This is a genomic window from Nitrosospira sp. Nsp1 (assembly GCF_900100985.1).
Taxonomy (GTDB): Bacteria; Pseudomonadota; Gammaproteobacteria; order Burkholderiales; family Nitrosomonadaceae; genus Nitrosospira.
The window spans coordinates 16,027-36,395 of the sequence record NZ_FMUF01000008.1; the positions used below are offsets into that span (position 1 = coordinate 16,027).

The following is a 20,369-nucleotide window of genomic DNA, read 5'->3' on the forward strand; positions in this document are numbered from 1 at the left end:
TAGCTTGCCCGCAATATACCTAATTTGCGACAATGTGTTTATCATGACAAAGCCCGTTAACTCCGTCAAATTTTCACGGCCCGAAAGTTTCGAAGCCGCTTTGACAGAATTGGAATCTATTGTAATAGAAATGGAAGCAGGACAAATGCCGCTTGAAATATCGCTCGAAGCTCACAAACGTGGTGCGGAGTTGCTACAATACTGCCAATTAAAGCTACAGGATGCGCAACAACAGGTACGTCTTCTTGAGGCCGACACGCTGAAAAATTTCTCCCCGTCTGGTATCGATGACCACTGATTTCCAGGATTGGGCGAGGAGCCGCCAGGTACGCATCGAAAATTCCCTGCAGACCTTGCTTCCCGCTGCAAACGTTGCTCCCGAACGTCTGCACGACGCCATGCGCTATACCGTTCTGGGTGGAGGCAAGCGCGTGCGGCCATTGCTTGCCTTTGCGGCAGGAGAGCTGAACGGGGCGGCTGAAGAGCGGGTGACGATTGCCGCGGCCGCAGTGGAACTGATACATGCCTATTCGCTGGTGCATGACGATTTGCCCAGCATGGATAACGACGTGTTGCGGCGGGGTAAGCCTACTTGTCATATCGAGTATGGCGAAGCCATTGCATTGCTGGCGGGCGATAGTTTACAAAGCCTCGCCTTTCAATTACTGGGCGAACATTGCTTGGCTGATACCCCGAAAATGCAATTGGAAATGGTCAAGCATCTGGCGCAAGCGGCGGGTTCTCGCGGTATGGCGGGAGGGCAGGCCGTTGATCTTGCCAGCGTTGGAAAGACATTAAGTCTGCCGGAGCTGGAGTTTATGCATATTCATAAGACTGGAGCGCTTATTCGGGCTGCTGTAATGCTTGGTGCGGGTTGCGGTAGTAGTTTGAACGAGAGCCAACTGATGAGCCTTGATCATTTCGCGAAGTGTATCGGCTTGGCATTCCAGGTAGTGGACGACGTGCTCGATGCAGAAGCGACTACCGCGACGCTGGGTAAAACCGCCGGCAAGGATGCCGAAAATAATAAGCCAACCTACGTGAGTATCCTCGGGAGCAGTCGGGCACGTGAGTTGGCTGAAGAGCTGCGGCGCGATGCATATCAGTCGCTGGATGTTTTTGGCGCAAAGGTGGGGCGGTTGCGGCAAGTAACCGACTTCATCATCCAGCGGGAGTTTTGACCCGTATTTTCTTCGGTAAAGAATACTATAATTTTCAAGGTTTAAATGTACCCACTGCTTGATACCATCACTACCCCTTCAAAGTTGCGAAGGCTGGAACGCAAGATGCTGCCGCAACTTGCCGACGAGTTGCGGCAGTTCCTGGTCGAATCCGTTTCTAAAACGGGCGGGCACCTATCTTCCAATCTCGGTACGGTTGAATTGACCATAGCACTGCACTATGTTTTTAACACACCCAATGATCGCCTGGTATGGGATGTGGGCCATCAGACTTATGCCCATAAAATTCTTACCAGTCGTCGTGAGGGCATGAGCAGGCTACGCATGCAGGGCGGTATAGCAGGATTTCCCCGGCGTGACGAAAGCGAGTACGACGCCTTCGGTACAGCTCACTCCAGCACCTCCATCAGCGCTGCTTTAGGTATGGCGGTAGCAGCGCAACGCGAGGGTAAAGGCCGATGCGTGGTTGCAGTGATTGGCGACGGCGCCATGAGTGCAGGTATGGCATTCGAAGCCCTGAACAATGCGGGGGCCATGGACACCAATTTATTGGTGATTCTCAATGACAACGACATGTCGATTTCGCGCCCGGTAGGCGCACTCAACAATTATCTTGCAAGGCTCATGTCAGGTCAGTTTTATGCGACGGCACGTCGTGCCGGCGAAAAAATGCTGGGTGTCGTTCCACCCGTGCTTGAACTCGCCAAGCGCGCCGAAGAGCATGTAAAAGGCATGGTGACGCCCAGTACGCTATTTGAAGAGTTCGGTTTCAACTATATCGGCCCTATCGATGGTCATGATCTCGACGCGCTGGTAGGCACGCTCAACAACATCAAGCATCTTGACGGTCCCCAGTTTCTGCATATCGTAACGCGCAAAGGCGCGGGCTATAAGGCGGCGGAGGAAGACCCGATTCTCTATCACGGTGTAACCAAGTTTAATCCGGACGCCGGTATCATTCCCAAAGCCGCAGGCAAGCCCTCTTATACGCAGATTTTTGGAGACTGGCTATGCGACATGGCTGCGCTGGACCAGCGCCTGGTCGGGATTACGCCGGCTATGCGCGAGGGTTCCGGCTTGGTGAGATTCTCTCAGGAATATCCTGATCGTTATTATGATGTCGGTATCGCGGAGCAGCACGCAGTCACTTTTGCCGCGGGCTTGGCCTGCGACGGATTGAAGCCGGTTGTCGCTATTTATTCGACTTTTTTGCAGCGCGCTTACGATCAGTTGATTCACGATGTCGCCATTCAGAATCTGCCGGTCGTATTTGCTATCGATCGGGCCGGATTGGTTGGAGCAGATGGCCCTACGCATGCCGGGAGTTTCGATTTAACCTATTTGCGCTGTATCCCGAACATCACCGTAATGACTCCTGCGGATGAGAATGAATGCCGTCAGATGCTCTATACCGCATTTCAGATGGATACGCCCACAGCGGTGCGATATCCCCGAGGCATGGGAACGGGTATAACGCCGCAAGCGCAGATGCAGATGTTACCGATAGGCCGGGGTGAGATTCGCCGGGAAGGCGTAAAAATCGCGCTGCTGGCTTTCGGCAGCATGCTCAAGCCTTGCCTTGAAGCGGCAGAAGAATTAAATGCTACCGTGGCTAATATGCGTTTTGTCAAACCCCTGGACGACGATCTGGTCGCGTCGTTAGCGGCAGACTACGAATTGCTGGTAACGGTTGAAGAAAATACGATCATGGGTGGAGCGGGTAGTGCGGTGATCGAATCTCTGGCAAGCAGGGGTTTCACGGTTCCCGTATTGCAATTGGGTTTGCCCGATGTTTTCATAGATCAGGGTGAGTGCTCTCAAATGCTGGCTGATTGCGGATTGGATAAGGCGACCATCGTCGAGTCCGTCAGAGCAAGATTTTTTGAGTAGTCAACGCAACCGGATGCATATATCCATGCATCCGTGTTCGCTTCCAGGAAAAAATATCCCCTCATGAACGATGCGAATTTTCCTATTGCGGACGTGCAGAATGCATTCGATGCCCGGCATATTGCAATCAACAGGGCGGGTATCAGGGCCATCCGTCATCCGATCTCGATAAGAGACAAGGATGGGTCTATCCAGCACACTGTCGCCGTATTCAATATGTATGTGGATCTACCGCATCAATTCAAAGGCGTACACATGTCGCGCTTTGTGGAAATACTTAACAGCCACGATCGGGCGATTTCCGTGGAATCGTTTGAAAGCCTGTTACAGGCCATGGTGGAGAAGCTGGAAACGGAATCTGGCGATATCGAAATGACGTTTCCTTATTTCATCAGCAAAATGGCTCCCGTTTCACGCATAAAAAGCCTGCTGGATTATGAAGTGACTTTTACCGGCGAACAAAAAAAAGGAAGCTACCAATTCACCCTGAAAGTCGTTGTACCCGTGACCAGCCTGTGCCCGTGCTCGAAGCAAGTTTCCGATTATGGCGCACATAACCAGCGATCCCATGTGTCAATATCAGTTAGAACCAGGAGCTTCGTATGGATAGAAGATCTGGTACGTATGGCAGAAGACCAGGCGTCGTGTGAACTCTACGGATTATTGAAACGTTCGGATGAGAAGTATGTAACCGAAAAGGCTTACGATAATCCGAAATTCGTCGAGGACGTGGTGCGTGACATAGCAGCGATACTGAATCGGGACGAACGTATAGACGCCTATGTGGTGGAATCTGAAAATTTCGAATCCATCCATAATCACTCTGCGTATGCGTTGATCGAGCGGGATAAATGCGAGAGCTGAGGTTCAGCTCAAATCAAGAAGTCGGCAAATTAACCTGTGTGCTGGAAATGCGGAAGAAATTCCTGTCAATGCGTGAGATTCGATATACCATTCCCCAACAGTATAAATTGACCTTTTGTAGCCGGAAAGGTATATTATCGCCCTTCCGGGGTGTAGCGTAGCCTGGTAGCGCGCCTGGTTTGGGACCAGGATGTCGGGAGTTCAAATCTCTCCACCCCGACCAATTCATGCTAATCTGAGGCGAAATCCGATTTGAGTGGTGCCCGTAGCTCAACCGGATAGAGCACCAGCCTTCTAAGCTGGGGGTTACAGGTTCGATTCCTGTCGGGCACGCCATAGGCTATTTCTTTAGCCATTGGTGCCTGAGCATCAACAATGCGTTATTTTTCTCGGATGGTGGCTGTAGCTCAGTGGTAGAGTCCCGGATTGTGATTCCGGTTGTCGTGGGTTCGATCCCCATCAGCCACCCCATCGAAAATTGCTTTCGTCTCATGGCAAACCGCCTTCAATAGCTCAGTTTGCCGAAGACTCCTCATGTGTGTCCAGCTTTCCTAAAGCAGATCATCTATCTGAATTGTGCGAGTAGTGGGTGAGTAAACAATCTTTCTCCAACATATGTCGCTCCCTCCTTGGTTAAATGCCCACCGTCATACGAAATCAGGCGAGAATCCGCGGTAAATAAAGGGCAGAGCTTTTCATCACCGCAAACGGTGTTCTGAAAATCGATGAAGATCTCTGAGGAGAGGTTTTTCTTCATGAACTCATTCACCACATGATGGGATTCCTCGACAGCATTCGTGAGATCTTTTCGCTGATCGTTGGGCATACCCAAATAGCTGATGGGCTCTACTTTTCCGAAATTCTTTCTTCCTACCACCAAGATTTTCTTGGCGCCCAAGCGCTTCAGAGCAGTCATAGTCTCGTCTAGGTATTGTGCTTCCCATAACTTCCATGCCGCGGCCAGAATCAGCACATCCGACTCTTTTATACGATTAATTGTCTTTTCTTGCTCAAAAGGCTTTCTCCGCTCGCAGCTCGCCCTCTTGGCGGGAGATATATGCGAGGAAAAATCACGCCCTGAAATTACCAGGCCACACTCAGCCTTAACCAGTAACGTCGAAACACTGGCATTCCTCATGTAATCGTTCTCGGAATACGTATTCACGAAATCCATTGCATAGCTGTCACCGACGATAAAGATCTTTGGACGTCTGGCATCAAACGCCGAAAGCTGCGCATCATAAAAACGCCTGCTTACATACCATTTCTGATCTGAAAAACTAAGACTGGCCAAGTACCTGTCACTCTCCGGATAGCGCGAGGCATAGCCATCTTTCAATATAAATACCGTACCGATGCTTATCATTAACGCACTCATGGATAAAGCGGAAAAGAACAATACCTTTCTATTCACAATTTGCTTATCTCTGAATGGACGTTCAACGTATTGCCACGTCAAATAGGCAAGCACAATAGAGGAAACGCATAAAAGGGAGGGCAACCAGGTATTGGGTACATCAAAATTCCTGATGCGAGCAAAAGCAAACAACGGTTGATGCCACAAATAGATGCTATAGCTAATCAACCCTATGCCTACAAGCCATCGGTGAGCAAGCACTCGCCCGACAATTGTGTCAGGATTGGAAAAGAGAATAATTAAGGCTGTACCGAGTGTGGGGATTAAAGTATAAACGCTGGGGTAGGGCGTCTCTTTATCGAAATTGAAAATAGCGTAGGTGATCAAGACAAAACCAGCGAAGCTGACTAGCTGGCTGACTGGTGGAAGGTATCTCCTCCTGTGCAGCATAGGATAGTAGACGGCAAGCAGTGACCCAATCAGAAGCTCCCAGGCGCGGGTGGGTGCCAGAAAGAAATTAGGTACGGGGTGGTTCCACCAACCCCATTCCGCTAGCCCTATACTGGCAACAGCGGCAACGGAAAATAGTACCGCCAACCAATTCTTGCCTCGTCGCCAAAAAATAATGATCAGAAGAGGAAAGATGATGTAAAACTGTTCCTCGACCGCTAAAGTCCAAGTATGAAGTAAAGGTTTTTTTTCCGCTGCAGCTTCAAAGTAACCTGACTGTAGCCAAAATACCACGTTCGACGAAAAAACAGGCACCCCGATAAGACTTTGTCCGAAGTCTATCAACTGGTATGGCAGCATCCAATACCAAGCGAATGGCAGACATATCAGCATTACAAAAAAAAGTGCTGGAAGAATCCGCCGCGCTCTTCTTTCATAGAAAGTGAGAAGCGTGAATTTACCTGCTTCTTTTTCAGCAAGAATTATTGATGTGATGAGATACCCGCTGATGACGAAAAAAATATCAACGCCAACGAAGCCGCCCTTAAACCACTCTGAACCGGAATGAAAAAAAATTACCGGCAGAACGGCGACAGCTCGCAAACCATCTATTTCTCTTCTGTATTTCATTTACATTCGTGTCGGGAATGAACCGAGATTTTCTATTAGAACCCTTTCAAGGGTTAAAAAGTGGAGAGAAAGCGACTGGGGGATTGAAAGTTTTAGAGCGATCCCAAGGGCCTTCCATCCACTGTCCATGGCGCATGGCGACAGCAAGCCTGAGTATGCGTGTTCGGTCCTCCGTGGTGATGAAGCCGCCCTTGGCGAATAGCTTGTAGCACAGGGTTTTCAGTGTGTGCTGGAAATCCCTGCCCCGCTCTGGATCACGCCGCGGCCTAGCGGAACAGGCTCATCAGGTTATAGGTCTCCATCACCATGCTGAGTGCAGCCTCCATCGCCTGGAAGTCACCAGACTGAGAGCATGAGCTGCTGCACCAGTTGTTCCGGAGCGCAGTCATGATTGCTGTTGGGTGCCGGAAATCCACAAGCCTTGCGCGGTGCCAAACTCAATGTGGTCCAGCATCCGTTTCATCAGTCCCAGGCTACCCGGGGCCGTAACCTCTTTGTCGCTGAAGCGTAGATCAAGCTCCATTGTTGTCCCGTATTGAATTAGTACAACTTGAACAGTTCGTACTTTACCCCTTCAACACCGTAGCATCAGTACATTGCGCTATTGGCTTCCATTAGAATTATTTCCTAATGGGAAGCTCGGATGAAACCGGAAGGCGTCGCAAAAATTCATCAAAAGAACATTGATGAGATTGGAGGTTCCGCTGCCCATTTAGGCATTCAGACGGGTAATTGTGTTGTGGCGGCAAACTGGAGTCAAGTCAAAATTTTGCTGTAAATTTATTTTGCTCGGTTCAATGACGTTTTTTTGCCGGTGATGGCACGTTCGCCCGCTACGCGAATTCGTCCATAGCCAGGTAGTGGCGTTCCTGCCAGACCTCATTTCTCTCAACCCGCCAGGCGCCGATCAGTCGCCTGGCGGAATCGTCGTTGGGGAAGATGCGAATCACCCTTCTCAGCGGCGCATTTTATCGTTCAATCGCTCCTGTCTATTCGGGATGCGCAGTCACTTGCGGTATTTTTCCGGCAGCGCGCCATCACGGCTATCGCGTTTTCAAAGCCGGCCAGGCAGGGTACCAACCTGGCAACTTGGCGGCGGCCTTGGCGAACCGCTCATCGAATCCCGCTAACCGCCGCTGTGAAAATCTCCCGGAATCCTTCGCTGTACCCCGTCACGACTAGCGCTGCATGCATCGCACGCGAATTTGCGGCAATCTATAATTGACTCCACCATTCCTGCGTTCGATCAGCCAGCAGCAACTGCAACCGGGACACATCAAGGTGTCTCATTTCAGCGACATCCAAATATTGTAATAAACATATGGTTATATACGAATCGTAAGCAATTGATGTGCTTTGGCGACATTTAACACCAAATCAGTGCGTTAATTGCTTTGTTTAAAGAGGAAATTACCTGGCATGAATTGTGCTTGATATTGCGCCAAGTACTCGTTAAACATGGGTTGACCAAAGCGCGAGCTCCAGATCGAATGATTAAAGTTTTTGATGAGAAGCAGGTGGCGCGAAAGTATAGAAATATGCTGCGCAATGCTATGTGTGATGCCGAACAGACTGCGCTCATCAGAAAAGGAGAATAAAAACTTTTGCTTTAATGTTTTTATCGCAGTTCCAACAATCCAACCCATCCAAATATTTTACTCATTCACGACATGGGTTTTTTCCCCTCACTCTCTGCTGATCATCTCCAACGCTACTTCCGCATCATTCAGGAAGGGATAGCGGTGCGCCGGCATGTAGACCTGCTCAGATGGTTGCAGGGAGAGGTGCAGCATTATCTTCCCCACGAAATCATGCTTGTCGCGTGGGGCGATTTTAGTTCGAACTCCATACGGCATGACATTATATCCTCACTGCCTGGAGTCAGAACCGCGCGATCGGAACCGGCAAGTCTCTCACCATTGTTGCAGGCGTTTCATAATCGCTGGGTCGAACTGGGCAGAATGCCGTGCACGTCAAGCATTTGCAGACCCGGTATTGGTGAATTCGATATTTTTAGTGCAGGCCGCACTCCTCCATGTTCTTTTGGGAGAGCTCTGCACGGCATGCGCTCATCGCTCCTGCATGGCATCAGCGACAAGCGTGGACACCATGATTGCCTTTACGTTATTTTTAGCTCCGAAGACAAACTCGATGATTCCACGCTCAGCGCGATGGAGATACTATTACCATATCTTGACACTGCCTTGCGCCGGATAGTGCCCCTGGCGCAGCGCTCATATATGCCGTCGCTCTTGGCGGACCAACCACGAAGCGAAGGCCGTGGATTGAGCGAGCGTGAAATCGAAATAATGGATTGGGTAAAGAAGGGCAAAACCAATGCCGAAATAGGCAGTATTCTGTGCATCAGTTCTTACACCGTAAAGAACCACTTGCACCAGATTTTCCGAAAACTTGACGTCTACAATCGCATGCAAGCCGTTTCCAAAGTTGAGCGCAGCCCAAGCCATGGCTGAAGTCCATCCCACATTTTCCGCATCAACAGTTTCCGCGCGTCATGCGCAGGTACCGCTCGGCAATAATATGCTGAGCGCAGTCGAGGCCATCCTGGACCCGGCGGTACTTGCACTTTCGCTTTGGCTTGTGAGCGCCAGCGTCTACGGAGAATTGCGTCCACCCTACCTGATTCTTGCGGTCATCGTATTTTCGATCACCTTCCCGGGCACATCGCGTCTGCAATCTTCAGTCAAATTGCTTATCTTCAATATCCTCTACAGTTGGTTTTGGGTGGCATTGCTGCTACTCTTTCTCGGCGTTGCCACCGGCTACATTGCCGAATTCTCCAGCCAGGCACTGATCACCTGGTTATGGGTGGCCCCCTTGAGCCAGATCGGCGCCCAACTGGCGTTGCGCTCCGCCGCTCCCTATCTGCTCTTGCTTCAGGGACCCCCGCAGCGCGCAATCATTGTCGGCATGAACGAGCAGGGGGTTGCGCTTGCCAGCCGAATTCATGAAACACGCTACTCAAAAATAGCATTGTCCGGGTTTTTCGATGACCGGAACCCAAGCAGGCTTCATCAAGCGGAGCACAGTTCACTGCTCGGCAGGCTTCGTGAACTCCCCGAATTCGTCAAGGAAAACCGCATCCAGTTCATCTATCTTTCGCTGCCTATGGCCTCGCAGCCGCGCATTCTTCATATTCTCGATGAGCTGAAAGACACTACGGCCTCGATCTACTTCGTACCGGACATGTTTATTACCGATCTTATCCAAGGTCGGAGCGGCGCAGTTTGCGGTACCCCGGTAATCTCGGTGTGCGAATCGCCCTTCACAGGTTCCAACGGGATCGTCAAGCGGGCAAGCGACATTATTTTATCCATCATTATCCTGACGTTGATTGCACCGCTCCTTCTGCTTATCGCAATCGCGATAAGGCTGGATTCAGCCGGCCCCATCATTTTCAAACAGCGACGTTATGGTCTGGATGGGGAAGAAATCCTTGTTTATAAATTCCGGTCAATGCGCGTGTGCGAGGATGGCGATAGCATCCGGCAGGCGGAGAAGGGGGACAGCCGCATCACACGCATCGGCGCTTTCCTGCGTAAGAATTCGCTGGACGAGTTGCCGCAGTTCGTCAACGTCCTGCAGGGTCGAATGAGCATTGTCGGACCCAGACCTCATGCTGTGGCACACAACGAAATCTATCGCAATCTGATAAAAGGATATATGATCCGACACAAGGTCAAACCTGGAATTACCGGCTGGGCCCAGGTTAACGGTTACCGCGGCGAGACTCGAACACTGGATAAGATGCAGGCGCGTATTGATCATGATCTCGATTATTTGCGTAACTGGTCATTGCGGCTTGATCTGCATATCATCTTGAAGACCATCTTGATAGTTCTCAAAGATCGGGCTGCTTATTGAACTCAAGCTCTGCCGCTATAACCTGTCGCTTCTACTGTCTGCAAACGTGGTTTACCTGCTCTCCATATGCTCTAGGTGATACCCCTGCGGTATTATGTCGTCGGAAAGAAAGAACTAAAAAAATGTCGCTGCTGACTCTTTCCTATCGTAATAATCGGCGTTATGACCATTGGTTCGCGGTCGCCTATCTGTTTTTATTGCTGGTGCCGCAATACGTTCGTGCCGCTCCCGGCGATACCTTAAGCGCAACGATTGGCACCACGGTGATGTATGACACCAACGTCTTCCGATTATCGCCTCTCATCAATCCTGCTTTGGTAGTGGGCGTACCTACTAGAGCCGATCAGATCATAACGTCAACCTTTGCGCTTAACCTGAATAAGGTTTATTTAATGCAGCGGTTCGAGGCCAATGGCAGCCTCGTCGATAACCGCTACAACAATTTCGATTTCTTGAACTTCCTCGGAAAAAACTATACGGCAACCTGGCATTGGTACGCTACTCCTTATCTTCATGGTAGATTGAGCGGGTTTCACACCGAGGCGCTTAACAACTTTGCGAGTATGACGGGTTTCGCCAACTCCACCACTCAAAACCTGCGCACCGCTGACAATTACCATTTTGAAGGAATATTTGAAATTGACAGGGCGTGGCACCTTGTCGGTGGTATTGATCACACCATATCGAAGAATAGTAGAATCACCGTGCAGGACTTTAACAGCCAAGTTTCTTCAGTCGAGGGCGGCATCCGCTACACCCGCCCGTCGGGGGCGTCGCTTACCTATAAGGTAAGGAGTGGTCGTGGGGAATTCATCAACAGACCACAACCCATTGTCGCGAGCCTCTTCGATACCCGCTTCGATGAGATGGAACACGAACTACGCTTGTTATGGCCCGTTACCGGCAAAGCTTCAATCGACGCGCGGGCGGGATACCTGTCACGTGAACATAAGCATTTTTCTCAGCGCGATTTTGCCGGTTTCGTGGGCAACTTCAATCTAAACTGGGCAGTCACGAGCAAAGTTCACGTTACCGCCAGTTGGGCGCGCCAGCTTTCCAACTTTCAAACTGTCGGGTCCGCCTTTCTGAATCCCAACTTTCAGCGGTTCTCAAGCAGTTTCGTATCGAATAACCGTTTTTCGATAGCACCTATATGGCAAATTACAGAAAAAATTGCCTTGCGCATGCGCTACGATTATGTTCTAAGTGATTGGCACGGTGCCATCATTCAACTTCCGACTAGCCGTAGCGATTCAATCCACTCCGGCCTCGTCGCGTTGGATTGGCAACCTTACAAGATACTTTTCCTTAGCGCTGCTTTCCATCGCGACAGACGTGCGTCCAATTTACGGGGCTTCGACTTTGACAGTACTGCAGGCAGTTTTTCGGTAAAACTTAATTTCTGATAACTCACAACTCACGCATTCAAAAAGATATGGAAAAGTGGCGCACGGTTACTGTAATTCGCTTGTCGGCCACCCTGGCTCTGGTTGGATACTCTTCCTCCTGATGGCGGAAAAAGCCAGCTATACAGGTTCTGATAGTGCGTATGGACTATTGCGCGGAAAGTGCAAACTCGCTACTTTGCAGTAACCAAAAGTGATACAGGCGATTCTTCGCGCCACTCCAGAATGTCGAAGTCAACGGTTTGATTTATCTGTTGCTGCCGCTCAAGTATTCTTATGAGGTCATCAGATTTGCATTCAGAAACGAATTGACGACGGTCAGCATCGTGTATATTCTTTTTATTAAGCGACTCTCTTATTACTGGAATAGCGAGTTCGATAAAGCATTGAGCAAGTCACGATAATGTCATGTTTTATGTCTAAAATGCATCTGTAATTTTTTACCGAAACTTGCCTATTGTTCTAATTTTCTATGGTTTTAGCTGGTGGGTGCATGATGCAGGACATCCTATCCAAGTTTTGAACATTGTTGTTATTGATATCCCTCACTCAAGCCCACATGAAACTCAGCCAGAAAAAAATCATATTGCAAATATTCTCCGCGTCGCTGGCACTGGCGCTTGCTGCTTGTGGCAACAAAGACACCGAAAAGCCCGCCAGTCAGATTGCCGCTAAAGTCAACTCCGGAGAAATCTCCGTTCACCAGATTAATTACATACTTTCTCGAGCAAACCCTAACGCTGGCACGCCTGAAACAGCGCCTAAAATCCGTCGTCAAATTCTCGATAAGCTCATTGATCAGGAATTAGCTGTTGAACAAGCCGTTGCCAAGAAACTTGACCGTTCGCCAGATATTCTTATGGCTATTGAAAACGCGCGTCGTGAAATTCTTGCCCGGGCATATATCGAGCAAGCGACTGCGGAAACGGCGAAGCCGACTGCTGAGGAAGTGAAGCAATATTACGTTGACAATCCCCAGCTCTTTGCCGAGCGTCGTATATACAACATTCAGGAAATTGTGGTTCCGGTAACTGCCGGGCTGGACGGCGAGTTGCGAGAAATGCTCAATACGGGCAAATCCATGGAAAGTATCGCCAATTGGCTCAAGGACAAGGAAATAAAATTTGGAGCCGGTAGCGCTACACGATCAGCTGAGCAGATTCCTCTTGAGTTGCTGCCTAAAATACATCCGCTCAAAGTCGGTGACGGCCTGATCATCCAAGGGCCGCAGTCCATCACTGTCATGCGACTCGCGGCTGCGCAATCCGTGCCAATACCGGAAGCTGCGGCTCTACCACGCATCCAGCAGTTTCTTGGCAACCAACGCATGGCGGAAGCTGCCAAACAGGAACTCAAGGGGCTAAAAGAGAAAGCTAAAATTACCTATATGGGTGGATTTTCCGACACAGATACCGGTATGGCATCGCAATCCGCCGGAGCGCCATCCGTGAGCGCCGTAAAGTCCGACATTGACATCGGTATTGAGAAAGGCGTTGCGGGTTTGAAATGATGCCTCATCTAATTAGCACACACTTAAGGGAAATATGACAGCATGACCAAAACCTTGATAAGGCTACTCGCTTTTTTATTTACTCTGTTATCCATGAGTGCGTATGCACAAGATATTCTCGACTATCCGCTCGGTCCGGGAGATATCGTGCGTGTCCAGGTTTTTCAGAACCCAGAGCTGGCGACCGAGACCCGCGTGTCCGAGAATGGTTCCATTACCTTCCCACTCGTCGGGGCTGTCGAAGTCGGCGGGCTTGCTATCGCGGCTGCCGAACGGAAGATTGCCGCCGCACTGACGAATGGCGGCTTTGTCAGGCAGCCCCAGGTTAACATCATCATCTTGCAGATGCGTGGCAACCAGGTAAGCGTGCTTGGTCAGGTCAACCGGCCCGGCCGTTTCCCGCTCGAGACGCTCAGTCGGGTAAGCGACATGCTTGCCGCTGCCGGTGGCGTGGCGCCAACAGGGGATGACTTTGCTATCGTTACCGGTTTACGAGAGGGTAAACCTTTCCGAAAAGTGATAGATATTCCCGCGCTCTACCTCGCCGAGAAAACGAATGAAGATATCCTTCTTTCGGGAGGAGACACGATTTACATCCATCGTGCGCCGGTTTTCTATATTTATGGTGAAGCTCAGCGTCCGGGTGCTTATCGTATCGAGCGCGGCATGACGGTCATGCAAGCCTTGGCGCAGGGCGGCGGCCCAACGTCGCGTGGCAGCGAGTGGTGGTTGCGTCTTCATCGAACAAACGCTGAGGGTATTGTGGAAAGACTCTCGCCGGAGATGACCGATTCAGTGCAGCCCAACGATATAATTTACGTTCGGGAAAGTATCTTCTAATAATGGTCGGCGCGTAATGACCCTACTACAATTCCTGCTCATTCTCCGGGCACGCTACAAGGTGGCCGCGCTTACGTTTCTGGTTACAGTGGCTGCCACCCTTTTTATCAGCCTGCTGTTACCCAAGCAGTATACGGCCACCAGTTCCGTGGTGATCGATGTCAGGTCGCCTGATCCTGTTGCCGGCATGATCATGCCAGGGTTGGCAACGCCCGCATATATGGCGACACAGGTGGATATCATCACCAGTGACCGTGTGGCGCAGCGTGTGGTCAAGCTGCTGCGTATGGATGAAAGCCCGGCTATCCGGGAACAATGGATGGACGCCATGGAGGGTGAAGGGGATCTGACGACTTGGCTGGCTGACCTGCTCAAGCAAAAGCTTGAGGTCAGACCTTCACGTGAAAGCAATGTAATCAACATCGAATTCAGCGGCGTTGAGCCCGGTTTTGTTGCAACCGTGGCAAATGCCTTTGCGCAGGCTTACATCGACGTTCACCTGGAGTTGAAAGTCACACCCGCCCGTCAATCCGCCACCTGGTTTGAAGATCAGACCAAAATGGTGCGTGAGAAACTGGAAAAAGCCCAGACGGCACTCTCGGCATTCCAGCAAAAATCCGGCATCATCGCTACCGACGAGCGACTCGATCACGAAACCGCCAAGCTTAACGAATTATCTACCCGATTAACGAACGTGCAGGCTGAAACTTCGGATAGCAGCAGCAAGCGTAAATCCGCCGGCAACTCCGAAACACTGGTTGAAGTGATGCAAAGTCCAATGATTAATATGCTTAAATCGGACATTGCGCGCCTCGAGGCCAAACACCACGAAAGCAATATAAATCTCGGCGTAAATCATCCGCAAACGAAACGTACGGAAACTGAACTTGCGTCGCTCAGGAGGAGGCTGGCTAGCGAAACCCGGCAAATCTCGGAAAGCATCAGTACCTCCTACGAGGTAGGTAAGCAAAAGGAAAAAGAACTGCTTGAAGCAATGGAGTCTCAAAAAAAACGTATACTCGAACTCAACAAGGAGCGCGATGAAATCGCCGTACTCAAACGTGATGTGGAAGCTGCCCAGCATACTTTTGAGGGTGTGAGCCAGCGTTCTGCTCAAACTCGTCTCGAAAGCCTATCGGCTCAGACCAATATTGCGATTCTGAATCCGGCGACAATGCCAACCAAGCACTCGCGGCCCAGAATCCTGCTCAACGTTCTAATCTCCATTTTCCTCGGTACCTTACTCGGAATAGCGATTGCATTTATGCTTGAACTTGGCAGCCGTCGTGTACGTTCATCGGAAGATCTTATCCAGGCCATCGATCTGCCAGTACTTGCGGTGATTTCCAGCAGGCCGCCGCAAAAAATTCCCAAGCAGCTCGGCCCGGTAGCCGGTTAATACCTAAAACGGAACCAGATCATGAAACCCGTAAGCGCTAGCCTCCCGCTCATCAAGCGGAATCAGACCACGAAACCCGACGAGTCTCCCATTTACGGTAAAGCGCGGGTCACCGGGAATGGCAGTTCAATAGGGGCCATCCTCGTCGATACCGGACGCCTCTCCGCCGAGAACGCGGATCGCATTCTCCGATTGCAGGTGGAGCAGGGCAAACGCTTTGGCGATACCGCCATTGAGCTGGGCCTGCTTACGGAGGATGATGTTCGTTTTGCTCTCTCCCGTCAATTTAATAACCTATACCTTCCTGCGGGGGATAACAGCCTCAGCTATCAACTGGTAGCCGCCTATAAACCGTTCAGCCCGATCGTCGAGAAATTGCGTGCTTTGCGCAGCCAGCTAATGCTGCGGTGGTTCGATACTGAAGCCAGATTGAATTCCCTCGCCATCATGAGCCCCGGTATAGGGGAAGGACGCAGCTTCATTGCTGCAAATTTGGCGGTCGTCTTCTCGCAACTGGGAAAGCGCACCTTGCTCATCGACGCAAATCTGCGGGCACCGCGTCAGCATGAACTATTCAAGTTAGGCAACAACGCAGGTTTATCCAGTATGCTGGCAGGCCGTATCGGGATCGAGGCGATTGCACGCGTACCTTCGTTGCTGGGGCTTTCCGTGCTGCCAGCCGGTGCTGTGCCGCCAAATCCGCAAGAACTGCTCGGCCGGGCCGGCTTTCCCGAATTGTTGCAATCGGTGGTTCGTGATTTTGATGTTGTCATTATTGACACGCCTGCCGCGCACGAATACGCCGAAGCTCAGATTATTGCGGCGCGCGCATCAGCCGCTCTCATAGTCGCCCGCAAAGATCGAACATCAGTCGCGCAAACAATCGAACTGGCCCGTAGCCTCCAGCAAACGGGCACAATGCCGGTAGGCTCGGTGCTGAACGAATTCTGAGTGAAAAAAAACCGTGTGCAAAGCCTCAGGCTTGCAACTGGCAATAAAAGCGAGTAGTTCAAGCCTCCGCAGTAGTCCGAAAGCGCTTCAAGTATTTTTATCAGGAGGCAATCGTGTTCTCCACCGCTTTTATCCGCTTTTTCTCTTTTCCCATCAGTGAGGAGAATTGGACGATGGGAATTTTCCGCTATTGTCGAATTCTAACCACGCTTTCTGCTCCACAACGCCAGCGATATCGTGCCGATGAGACTCCCTGCCATATCCGCAATAAAGTCGGGCCACCCAGCTTGCCGACCAGGAAGATACAACTGATGCCACTCATCCAGCAACCCAACCAGCAGCGAGCCGAAAAACGCAACAGCCAGGCTGCGCCACCCGTAGAACCCGCTAGCAAAGCCAAGTGCCCAGGCGAGCAATGCAAACACGATGCCATGAAGCAATTTGTCCCATGGCTCCGGCACCAGATTCACAGCAATTGGTTGCGCCCCTCCGATGAACAAGCTAACCGTAATCCCGAGCGCCAGCAGTGTGGCTGCGATACGAAGGTGACGGGATAGCGCATGTTGTAAAAACAAAATGAGTACCAATTTGGCAACTACGTTCAACGGATCATCTGGACAACCGGAAGGCTGGCGCGGTTGGCTGCTCATCTGGCTACCGATTATTGCCGGATTAATCGTACTGTATTTACCCAGTCTGGTCGATCTCTTTCGCGGCATCTGGAGTACCGATCAGCAGGCGCATGGTCCGATTGTACTCGGTATCGCTTGCTGGCTTATTTATCGTAAATGGCCGGAAATGTGGCGCTTGAGCGAAAATCAGCCAGTGGCGCCTTCAGCTGGCTGGCCCATTTTTATCTTCGCATTGCTGCTCTATGTGATTGGCCGTTCGCAAGGCATTCTGCTCATGGAGATCGGTTCAGTCATCTGGATGCTGGCCGCCATACTTTTGCTCATGCGCGGCAGCGCCGCACTCAAGGCACAATGGTTTCCGCTTTTCTTCATGCTTTTCATGATTCCCTTACCCGCCACCGTGGTAGATACCCTGACGATGCCGATGAAGATGGCGGTTTCTTATGTGGCTGAAAGCATTCTTTTCTGGTCGAACTATCCCATTGCCCGCACGGGCGTCATACTCCAGATCGGGCAATACAAACTGCTGGTAGCTGACGCTTGCGCGGGGTTGCATACCCTTTTTACACTTGAGGCGCTGGGTTTGCTCTACCTTAACATTATCCGGCACGACTCCCTGTTCCGTAACGTTACCTTAGCCATTCTGATCGTGCCCATCTCCTTTACCGCTAACGTCATCCGTGTGATCGTATTAACGCTCATTACCTATCATTTTGGTGATGAAGCCGGGCAGGGTTTTTTACATGGATTCGCAGGCATGGTGCTTTTCCTCAGCGCCCTGCTGCTGATCATTGGAGTAGATTCGCTGCTGCAGCTCGGCGTCAAGCTGCAGCGCGGCAGTAATGGAACGTTGAGCGGAACGTAACAATGAATCTACTCTTCAGAAATTTGATTCTTTTGATACTCATGCTTGCGGCCTCAGGTCTCGCACTGGCTCTGCGTCCTACCCAAAAAATTGCCGATCAGGGCCCTGCCGTCGATCTGGATACAATGATTCCGCATACATTCGGGAATTGGAGCGAAGAGCAGCAGAACTCGGTGCAAATGGTCGATCCGCAGCAGCAGGAAATGATTGAAAAAATTTATACCCAGACACTCAGCCGTGTTTACAAGGACAACCGTGACTACCGCATCATGCTCGCGATCGCCTATGGAGACGACCAGAGGGATTCCATGCAGATGCATTATCCCGAGGTTTGCTATCCTGCACAGGGATTCTCGCTCCAGAGTAAACAAACGGGTACCTTGACTACTGAAAACGGGTTGATTTCAGTCACGCGTATCCTGACCAATCTCGGTCAGCGCAACGAACCGGTCACTTACTGGACAACGGTTGGTGATCGCGTATTTCAAGGCAGTCTTCAAAAAAAACTTGCGGAAATGAGGTACGGCTTGAATGGGAAAATCCCGGATGGAATGCTGATACGCGTTTCCTCCATCGATGCTGAAGCGTCCCGCGCATATGAGATGCAAGCCCAGTTTGTCGATCAGATGCTTGGCGCGTTAACCTCTGAACATCGCCAAAAGCTGAATGGCATGCCTGGCTCGGGTCATCCATGAAAGAAATTGCGGTTACCGGCAGCATAACAGCGCACCGCGGCTATTCAATCACCAAAGCCCTGTTCCCGGCGAAATCTGTCACTCGCAGATCATTTGCATACGCACATATCAAGCTCGCCCGGGAGTATCGCCTATACCTTGGCATCCCATGCGCTATGCGGTGGGACACCACACCTGCGATTACGCCTGACATGCCATGGTTGATATTTCAGCGGGATAAGCCGTCGGACTTTATTATCGCGCCAGGAGTCACGTACATGCCTGCGATTTTGTCCGCATCGTCTCGTACGAAAGGCCTTTCAATCATTGGCGAAAATTAATTGTGCTGCAACTCACGGTCTTACCACTCGCTGCATTTGTTCTCGCATTGCTTTCGACCATGGCAATCGTTATTGTCGCAGGCGCCGGGTTCCGTTGGCCAGCTCGAATGTTCAGCTATCTAATGCTGTTTATCGCGAGCACGAGCGTAGTGACTACTATCTTGTCTGGCCGGGTCTTGACCTTTATGGACGAAAACCTGGTTGTCTCGTCCGAAGCCGATGTCGGAAGTGCCGTGTCCACAAAGCTGCTTCTTATAGCTGCGATTGGATGCTCCGTGGCACTCTGTGCAGCTTGGCTTTTCAATTTCAAAAATTATAAAGCCAGCTTTGACCGATTTGATAGCCGAGGGCTGAAAGCGCCAGATGACATCACTATCGCGTTCGTGGTGTTCTACGTTGCTTCTAATATTTTACCAATTCTGTTCGGGCAGCGTTATTACTTCCATGTAAACCTGATTTACCCACTTTTCACATATATCGCATTGTTTCTCTGGGTCAGATTGTCAAGAATCGACCCGGTTATTGTCGGGAAACAGTGTCTTGGCTTGATAGTATTCTCCAGCTTGATCGCAGCGATAGTTGCGCCCCGGCTTGTCTTTCAGCCCGGTTATGTTGGGCTGATTCCGGGTTTTGATTCAAGGTTGTGGGGAGTGACATCGCATGCGAATGGGCTCGGTGCGGTTGCAAGCATGTTTCTCGTGCTGGAATTGGCCGAGCCGTCAGCTAGAGCATGGGTTAGAACGAGCATACTTTCCGCAGCCAGCCTGACGCTGATTCTGACGCAGTCCAAAGCATCAATTGCAGCCGCATTCGTAGGTTTTTTTATCATTTTTTGCTGGCGGTTATTGAGCCGAACCAATGGGGCCATTGCCGACCGTAAAGACGGGAACTTAATCCCGATCGCCTTATTGGGCGGTTTCATTATTTCAATTGTAGTGGGTGGGGCATTCGCAATGTTCTTCGACACGGACATACTTGACGCGCTTCAGAGCCATTTGGATGCGCGTGCAGTGGGTACTCTATCCACGGCAACTGGACGAACGTCGATATGGGTCGCAGCGATTAACGCCGGATTGGAAAACCCTTTATTTGGGCAGGGCGCAGATTTTTGGGGACTTGAGAGTCGCCTCCGGCTCGGCTTGGCAACTGCTTTCACTGCGCACAACCTCTTCTTGCAAATATTCAGCCGATCAGGGTTCATCGGGCTTGCCGCATTATTGGTTTTTTTATATTTTCTTATCCGGTACTCAATACGTGCAGCCAAACCCACCCGAGGCGGAAGCATAGCTCTGCTCGCCGTCCTCCTGATGCGATCTGCCTTCGAGGCAAATATTCAACTCAACACGCTTCTTTCAGCAGAGCTTTTTGCAATGATGGCTCATTTTATCTATGTGATCGACAGGGGCGCCAGACCACGCAAGTCTTTCGAACCCGCAAGTTCTCATTATCGTTCCGTTCGTGTTCGAGCATGACTGCATCGGGCTCGGCCTGCCA

The 20,369-nt window shown here is 50.8% G+C and carries 19 protein-coding genes and 3 tRNA genes; 18 read left to right on the plus strand and 4 right to left on the minus strand.

The window, feature by feature from the left end; all coding sequences use genetic code 11:
- Nucleotides 1-43: 43 nt before the first annotated feature.
- From BLP78_RS06755 to BLP78_RS06785, 7 genes are all read left to right on the plus strand, one after another.
- On the plus strand, nucleotides 44-298 hold the full coding sequence (locus BLP78_RS06755) for an exodeoxyribonuclease VII small subunit (RefSeq protein WP_025040964.1): 255 nt from the start codon (nucleotides 44-46) through the stop codon (nucleotides 296-298).
- Nucleotides 288-1,181: a polyprenyl synthetase family protein gene (locus BLP78_RS06760; RefSeq protein ID WP_090457823.1), complete on the plus strand. Its 894-nt coding sequence runs from the start codon at nucleotides 288-290 to the stop codon at nucleotides 1,179-1,181. The genes BLP78_RS06755 and BLP78_RS06760 overlap by 11 nt, the downstream gene beginning before the upstream one ends.
- Before the next feature lie 45 nt (nucleotides 1,182-1,226).
- Nucleotides 1,227-3,071: a 1-deoxy-D-xylulose-5-phosphate synthase gene (gene dxs / locus BLP78_RS06765; RefSeq protein ID WP_090457825.1), complete on the plus strand. Its 1,845-nt coding sequence runs from the start codon at nucleotides 1,227-1,229 to the stop codon at nucleotides 3,069-3,071.
- Between the two features lie 63 nt (nucleotides 3,072-3,134).
- Complete coding sequence (gene folE2 / locus BLP78_RS06770; RefSeq protein ID WP_090457827.1) at nucleotides 3,135-3,935, plus strand: GTP cyclohydrolase FolE2; 801 nt, start codon at nucleotides 3,135-3,137, stop codon at nucleotides 3,933-3,935.
- 146 nt (nucleotides 3,936-4,081) lie between these two features.
- Nucleotides 4,082-4,158, plus strand: a tRNA-Pro gene (locus BLP78_RS06775).
- 36 nt (nucleotides 4,159-4,194) lie between these two features.
- A tRNA-Arg gene (locus BLP78_RS06780) sits at nucleotides 4,195-4,271 on the plus strand.
- Nucleotides 4,272-4,331: 60 nt separating this feature from the next.
- A tRNA-His gene (locus tag BLP78_RS06785) sits at nucleotides 4,332-4,406 on the plus strand.
- Between the two features lie 94 nt (nucleotides 4,407-4,500).
- Here the strand turns inward: BLP78_RS06785 and BLP78_RS06790 are convergent.
- Together BLP78_RS06790 and BLP78_RS15540 are read right to left on the minus strand one after the other, a co-directional pair.
- Entirely contained in the window at nucleotides 4,501-6,372 is a 1,872-nt protein-coding gene (locus BLP78_RS06790) for an acyltransferase family protein (RefSeq protein WP_090457829.1), read from the minus strand.
- Nucleotides 6,373-6,757: 385 nt separating this feature from the next.
- Entirely contained in the window at nucleotides 6,758-6,895 is a 138-nt protein-coding gene (locus tag BLP78_RS15540; protein WP_176752802.1) for a hypothetical protein, read from the minus strand.
- Nucleotides 6,896-7,015: 120 nt separating this feature from the next.
- On the opposite strand from BLP78_RS15540, the gene BLP78_RS15960 reads away from it, so the two are divergent.
- The gene (locus BLP78_RS15960) at nucleotides 7,016-7,150 is read left to right on the plus strand and encodes a hypothetical protein (RefSeq protein WP_256330134.1); all 135 of its coding nucleotides are present in this window, start codon (nucleotides 7,016-7,018) and stop codon (nucleotides 7,148-7,150) included.
- 607 nt (nucleotides 7,151-7,757) lie between these two features.
- Here BLP78_RS15960 and BLP78_RS06800 read toward each other — a convergent pair.
- Complete coding sequence (locus BLP78_RS06800) at nucleotides 7,758-8,018, minus strand: hypothetical protein (protein WP_090457833.1); 261 nt, start codon at nucleotides 8,016-8,018, stop codon at nucleotides 7,758-7,760.
- A 24-nt stretch (nucleotides 8,019-8,042) separates the two neighbouring features.
- Here BLP78_RS06800 and epsA point away from each other — a divergent pair, with 24 nt between their 5' ends.
- From epsA to epsG, 7 genes are all read left to right on the plus strand, one after another.
- Nucleotides 8,043-8,846, plus strand: coding sequence for an XrtB/PEP-CTERM-associated transcriptional regulator EpsA (gene epsA / locus BLP78_RS06805; protein WP_090457835.1), 804 nt, complete (start codon nucleotides 8,043-8,045; stop codon nucleotides 8,844-8,846).
- Nucleotides 8,847-8,913: 67 nt separating this feature from the next.
- Nucleotides 8,914-10,257 (plus strand): undecaprenyl-phosphate glucose phosphotransferase, encoded by a 1,344-nt coding sequence (locus tag BLP78_RS06810; RefSeq protein WP_256330151.1) that lies wholly within the window; start codon nucleotides 8,914-8,916, stop codon nucleotides 10,255-10,257.
- A gap of 122 nt (nucleotides 10,258-10,379) precedes the next feature.
- The gene (epsL, locus tag BLP78_RS06815) at nucleotides 10,380-11,663 is read left to right on the plus strand and encodes an XrtB/PEP-CTERM-associated polysaccharide biosynthesis outer membrane protein EpsL (protein WP_090457839.1); all 1,284 of its coding nucleotides are present in this window, start codon (nucleotides 10,380-10,382) and stop codon (nucleotides 11,661-11,663) included.
- A gap of 559 nt (nucleotides 11,664-12,222) precedes the next feature.
- Nucleotides 12,223-13,173: an EpsD family peptidyl-prolyl cis-trans isomerase gene (locus BLP78_RS06820; protein WP_090457841.1), complete on the plus strand. Its 951-nt coding sequence runs from the start codon at nucleotides 12,223-12,225 to the stop codon at nucleotides 13,171-13,173.
- Between the two features lie 42 nt (nucleotides 13,174-13,215).
- Nucleotides 13,216-14,013 carry a polysaccharide export protein EpsE gene (epsE, locus tag BLP78_RS06825; protein ID WP_090457844.1) on the plus strand — a complete coding sequence of 266 codons (798 nt, stop codon included), beginning with the start codon at nucleotides 13,216-13,218 and terminating at the stop codon, nucleotides 14,011-14,013.
- Nucleotides 14,014-14,029: 16 nt separating this feature from the next.
- Entirely contained in the window at nucleotides 14,030-15,412 is a 1,383-nt protein-coding gene (gene epsF / locus BLP78_RS06830; protein WP_090457846.1) for a chain length determinant protein EpsF, read from the plus strand.
- A gap of 21 nt (nucleotides 15,413-15,433) precedes the next feature.
- Nucleotides 15,434-16,363 (plus strand): chain length determinant protein tyrosine kinase EpsG, encoded by a 930-nt coding sequence (gene epsG / locus BLP78_RS06835; protein ID WP_090457848.1) that lies wholly within the window; start codon nucleotides 15,434-15,436, stop codon nucleotides 16,361-16,363.
- A 200-nt stretch (nucleotides 16,364-16,563) separates the two neighbouring features.
- Here the strand turns inward: epsG and BLP78_RS06840 are convergent, their stop codons facing one another.
- A complete protein-coding gene (locus tag BLP78_RS06840) occupies nucleotides 16,564-16,938 on the minus strand; it encodes a VanZ family protein (RefSeq protein WP_176752803.1) in 375 nt (124 codons plus the stop codon).
- Nucleotide 16,939: 1 nt separating this feature from the next.
- On the opposite strand from BLP78_RS06840, the gene xrtB reads away from it, so the two are divergent.
- The 3 genes from xrtB to BLP78_RS06860 all read left to right on the plus strand — a co-directional run bounded on the left by xrtB (nucleotide 16,940) and on the right by BLP78_RS06860 (nucleotide 20,347).
- The gene (xrtB, locus tag BLP78_RS06845; RefSeq protein WP_090457850.1) at nucleotides 16,940-17,860 is read left to right on the plus strand and encodes an exosortase B; all 921 of its coding nucleotides are present in this window, start codon (nucleotides 16,940-16,942) and stop codon (nucleotides 17,858-17,860) included.
- A 2-nt stretch (nucleotides 17,861-17,862) separates the two neighbouring features.
- Entirely contained in the window at nucleotides 17,863-18,555 is a 693-nt protein-coding gene (gene epsI, locus BLP78_RS06850; RefSeq protein ID WP_090457853.1) for an exosortase-associated protein EpsI, B-type, read from the plus strand.
- Between the two features lie 322 nt (nucleotides 18,556-18,877).
- Nucleotides 18,878-20,347: an O-antigen ligase family protein gene (locus tag BLP78_RS06860; RefSeq protein ID WP_090457857.1), complete on the plus strand. Its 1,470-nt coding sequence runs from the start codon at nucleotides 18,878-18,880 to the stop codon at nucleotides 20,345-20,347.
- The last annotated feature ends 22 nt before the right edge of the window (nucleotides 20,348-20,369 follow it).

Coding starts and splice junctions, on each gene's coding strand:
- BLP78_RS06820 (WP_090457841.1), top strand. CDS start 12,223: ATGAAACTCAGCCAGAAAAAAATCATATTGCAAATATTCTCCGCGTCG.
- BLP78_RS06810 (WP_256330151.1), top strand. CDS start 8,914: ATGCTGAGCGCAGTCGAGGCCATCCTGGACCCGGCGGTACTTGCACTT.
- BLP78_RS06790 (WP_090457829.1), bottom strand. CDS start 6,372: ATGAAATACAGAAGAGAAATAGATGGTTTGCGAGCTGTCGCCGTTCTG.
- BLP78_RS15960 (WP_256330134.1), top strand. CDS start 7,016: ATGAAACCGGAAGGCGTCGCAAAAATTCATCAAAAGAACATTGATGAG.
- xrtB (WP_090457850.1), top strand. CDS start 16,940: ATGAGTACCAATTTGGCAACTACGTTCAACGGATCATCTGGACAACCG.
- dxs (WP_090457825.1), top strand. CDS start 1,227: ATGTACCCACTGCTTGATACCATCACTACCCCTTCAAAGTTGCGAAGG.
- epsG (WP_090457848.1), top strand. CDS start 15,434: ATGAAACCCGTAAGCGCTAGCCTCCCGCTCATCAAGCGGAATCAGACC.
- epsL (WP_090457839.1), top strand. CDS start 10,380: ATGTCGCTGCTGACTCTTTCCTATCGTAATAATCGGCGTTATGACCAT.
- epsA (WP_090457835.1), top strand. CDS start 8,043: ATGGGTTTTTTCCCCTCACTCTCTGCTGATCATCTCCAACGCTACTTC.
- BLP78_RS06800 (WP_090457833.1), bottom strand. CDS start 8,018: ATGGGTTGGATTGTTGGAACTGCGATAAAAACATTAAAGCAAAAGTTT.
- BLP78_RS15540 (WP_176752802.1), bottom strand. CDS start 6,895: ATGGAGCTTGATCTACGCTTCAGCGACAAAGAGGTTACGGCCCCGGGT.
- epsE (WP_090457844.1), top strand. CDS start 13,216: ATGACCAAAACCTTGATAAGGCTACTCGCTTTTTTATTTACTCTGTTA.
- epsI (WP_090457853.1), top strand. CDS start 17,863: ATGAATCTACTCTTCAGAAATTTGATTCTTTTGATACTCATGCTTGCG.
- BLP78_RS06760 (WP_090457823.1), top strand. CDS start 288: ATGACCACTGATTTCCAGGATTGGGCGAGGAGCCGCCAGGTACGCATC.
- folE2 (WP_090457827.1), top strand. CDS start 3,135: ATGAACGATGCGAATTTTCCTATTGCGGACGTGCAGAATGCATTCGAT.
- epsF (WP_090457846.1), top strand. CDS start 14,030: ATGACCCTACTACAATTCCTGCTCATTCTCCGGGCACGCTACAAGGTG.
- BLP78_RS06755 (WP_025040964.1), top strand. CDS start 44: ATGACAAAGCCCGTTAACTCCGTCAAATTTTCACGGCCCGAAAGTTTC.